Genomic DNA, 3,767 nt, shown 5'->3' on the forward strand with positions numbered 1-3,767 from the left:
TGGCGATGAGGATGCCGGTGATGGTGGCGCCGACGGAGATGGAGTTGGCGCTGTCGCGCTCCTTGCCGGCGCTTTCCTTCTGAAGTTCGGCGAACGCCGTCAGCTGCTTCCAGATGCCGTCGATATCGGCGGCCGCGGCGGTGAAGGCCGCCTGGCGGTTCTTCGACACCTCAAGCAAAGCCTTCGAATTGGCGTCGAGCACCTTCATGGCCGGCGCATAGCTCATATCGAGGCTGGAGACGAGGGTCGTGCCCTTGGCGCTCATGGCGAGCGTGGCGAGCGTCGTGCGAAGGCGGGTGATCATCGGCGTCAGCGTGGAGAGATTGGCGTCCGAGGGCGCCGTCATGAAGCGGGCAATCTCGGTTTCCATCAGGAAGGTCGCCTCCACAACGGCGCGGCTGTCGCGGACGATGGACTGAGCATTCTTCAGTTCCGTCTTCAGCGCTGCAAACCGTTCCGTCGCGTTCTTCATCTTCTGCTGGGCGGCGAGGCCGATGAAAATGTTCACCTGGCGCAGCGCATTGAGCTTGGTCATGAGTTTGGAAGCGGATTCGTCCGTGACCTGCTTCTCGGCCAAAAGGTCTTCGACGGACTTCACGGCTTCGCCGAGCTTCTTGGCGGCCACCGCGTTGGGGTCGCCGATAAGCGCCGCCAATCGATACTTCAACGCCTTCAGATCCTTCATGCGCGATTCGATATAGGCGAACTTCTCGGCAGCGCTGGGCTTCAGCGCCGCGCCCTTGGCGACGTCGTTGACCAGCGTGCCGCCGGCGGTGATTTGAGATGCGTCGTCCAGCATGACCTTGGCTTCTTCGTCGTCGCGCGACACCGTTTGCTCGATGGTGTTGGCCGAGGTGTTCAGCTCCAGTTTGCCGAAGCCGATATCGCTGATATTCTGGTTCAGCGTCTTGACGATGCCGGTTTCCTTTTCATGCAGCGCCTTCAGGGCCTCGATCTGCGGACCGACCTTGTCCATGGCGGTGATGACGACGGCCAGTTCGGCCTTGCCGGCTTCGCCGTCACGCATCTGGGAATACATGTCGTTCAAGAGCGCGTCCTGGCGGGACAGGGTGTTCACGGTCGCCGCATAGGTTTCGTCGGAGGCATTGTCGAGGAAGGCGTTCATCGCCGCAGTCAGATCGCGAAAGCCGCTCAGGCTCTGCAAGACGCGGTTGGAGATTTCCATACGTCCCTGCAACAGGCCGGAGGCATAGAGCCCGGTCAGGCCGACGGCGGAAATTGCGGCGACGAATGGTAGAATGAAAATCAGAACCTTCGTCTGGATACGAAAGCGTGAAAGCAATGCGTCGATGTTCATCAGAAATAACCCCTGGAGCAGCCTGGGCCTGCGAGGCGCGCGACACACATTCGATCGGGTCAGCGCGCCGGGCGCAGCTTATTCATTTATAACCACCGCGACACTTGCATTCAGATGTTAAGTTTGCCCTAATTCCAGGGTGAAGATTTCAATAAAAGCGCATTTGTTTGCTTGTTATATATTTTAGCGGAAAGTAAAAAAGGGCGCGATGATATCGCGCCCTGCATTCAAATTCAGCATCTTGACTAATTATGCGGCGTAGCGATCGCGGCGGATCGCAGTTTGCGACGTTTTTGAAAAATTGAACTTTTCGATCATTTCCATCAGCCCATCCGCTTCGTCGGCGAGCTGGCGTGTCGCGACGTTGGTCTCTTCCACCATGGCCGCATTCTGCTGCGTCATCTGATCCATGCCGGTCACCGTTGCGTTGATTTCCTGCAACGACGACGCCTGCTCTCGGGCGACGGTGGATATGATCTGCACATGGCCCGCGATATCGACGATCTGTTTTGAGATTTCGATCAGCGCCGCTCCGGTCTGTTCCACATAGTCGGATCCGGTCGACACTTCCTGCGCCGAGTTGCCGATCAGGTCGCCGATTTCCTTGGCGGCCTTGGCCGATCGTTGCGCGAGTTCGCGCACTTCCTGGGCGACGACGGCGAAACCCTTTCCGGCTTCACCCGCCCGCGCCGCCTCGACCCCGGCGTTGAGCGCCAACAGGTTGGTCTGGAAGGCGATGGAGTCGATGACGTCGATGATCTGGCTGATCTTGTCGGAAGCGTCGCGGATGCGCACCATGGCGGACACCGCATTCTGCACGATCGTGGCGGAATTGTCGGCCGTGGCGCGGGCCTTGCCGATGATCCGCGAGGCTTCGTCGACACGCGCCGAAGAGCCTTTCACATTCTGGGTGACCTCTTGGACGGCCGCGGCCGTCTGTTCGAGCGACGCCGCCTGCTGTTCCGTCCGTCTCGACAGATCGTCGATCGCTCGCGCCATCATGCCGGTATTGCCATGAATATTACGCGTCGCGCCCTCGATGCCGCCGAGCGTTTCGCCCATCCGGTCCACGGAGGCGTTGAAATCCCGCCGCAGAACGTCGATCCTGCCATCGAAGGTCGTCTCGATCCGACAGTCGAGATCGCCCTGCGCCAGACGGCCGAGAGAGGCGGCGAGGAGTTCGACGGCGCGGCTGAGCTTTTCGTCTTCGGTCCGCTTCTCCAGTTCGGCGCTTTCCTGCGCCCGCCGCAACTTGTCGGCAGCGGCGCCGGCTTCTGCCTCGAGTTCGGCTTTCTTCGCGATGCCGGCGCGGAAGATGTCGATCGTCCGGGCTATACGGCCGAATTCGTCCACCCGTTCCACATAGGGAACGTTTACGCCGAGCGCGCCCTGGGCAACCCTGTTGATGCAATCCGAAAGGGCGGACATCGGCGAGACGATCCGGTGGGCGGCCAGAAAGGCGGCGAGCCCGAATACGATGACAGCGGCTGCGCCCACCGTGGTCGCAAGCCAGGCGAGATAGCTGATCCGCGCTTCATAGACATCCATGGGGATGCCGATAAACAGGATGCCGATCGTCTCACCGCCGGGGTTTTTCATTGGCACATAGCCGGTCATGAAACCCTTGCCGAACAGGGTGGCCGGGCCGAAATAGGCTTCGCCGCGGGCGAGGGGAGCCTGCGCCGGATGATCGGCGGCGAGCTTTGTTCCGACAGCGCGCTTGCCATCCTTCTTGACATTGGTTGAGACGCGGACGAAGTCGGAGCCTTGGCGTTCGAAGATGGTTGCAACGCCTGAAATCGCCTCGGCAACCCGATCGACGAGCACGAAGTCAGGCTTTACCACCACTTTTTCGATCGTCACGCTTGTCGGCGCGCCGCTGGCGAAGACGACTTTCGCGTCCGCATGATCCATTTCATAAAACTGACTGAAAACACCGGCGGCGTCGCGAGAATCCGCCAACGCGTCGTCCATGACAAAGCTTTTCAGGCTGAAGACCATCGCAAGCGCGATGACGGCGGCGGTGACGAAAACAGCAAGCACGTTGAGGATTGCCAGCCTGTTGGCGGCAGAAGAGCGAAGAATTGGGAGCATGGCTCATAACTCGATTTGATAAAACGCAAATCGAGGTTTTCATTTGAATTTTAAAATTTGATAAAAATACAATTTCTTTTTTAAATTGTTCCAACAAAAACGCGGCCGAAGCCGCGTTTTCAAAGGCATTTTGCCGGGCTTTCGTATCAGGCCGCGCGCCTTGCGTGATGGGTCTGGCTTGCGAGGCGGAACTGCTGGACGAGGCCCATGAGGTTGTCGGCTTCGTCGGCGAGCTGGCGGGTGGCGGCGTTGGTTTCCTCCACCATGGCCGCATTGCGCTGGGTCATCTGGTCCATCGAATTGACCGACGAATTGACCTCGGCCAGCGCGTTGGACTGGTCGCGGCTCGCCATGG

1 protein-coding gene and 2 pseudogenes are annotated in these 3,767 nt (G+C 59.6%); all 3 read right to left on the reverse strand.

The window, feature by feature from the left end; translation table 11 throughout:
- A pseudogene (locus E8Q41_RS18070) lies at nucleotides 1–1,318 on the reverse strand (methyl-accepting chemotaxis protein); the annotation flags it as partial.
- 249 nt (nucleotides 1,319–1,567) lie between these two features.
- Nucleotides 1,568–3,412, reverse strand: coding sequence for a methyl-accepting chemotaxis protein (locus E8Q41_RS18075; RefSeq protein WP_137156957.1), 1,845 nt, complete (start codon nucleotides 3,410–3,412; stop codon nucleotides 1,568–1,570).
- A gap of 146 nt (nucleotides 3,413–3,558) precedes the next feature.
- Nucleotides 3,559–3,767, reverse strand: a pseudogene (locus tag E8Q41_RS18080) (methyl-accepting chemotaxis protein); the annotation flags it as partial.

Origin of the sequence: Rhizobium sp. FKL33, assembly GCF_005222915.1 — a bacterium.
Taxonomy (GTDB): Bacteria; Pseudomonadota; Alphaproteobacteria; order Rhizobiales; family Rhizobiaceae; genus Rhizobium_E.

Excerpts from the sequence above, each read along its gene's own strand:
- E8Q41_RS18075 (WP_137156957.1), bottom strand. The coding sequence starts at position 3,412 with ATGCTCCCAATTCTTCGCTCTTCTGCCGCCAACAGGCTGGCAATCCTC.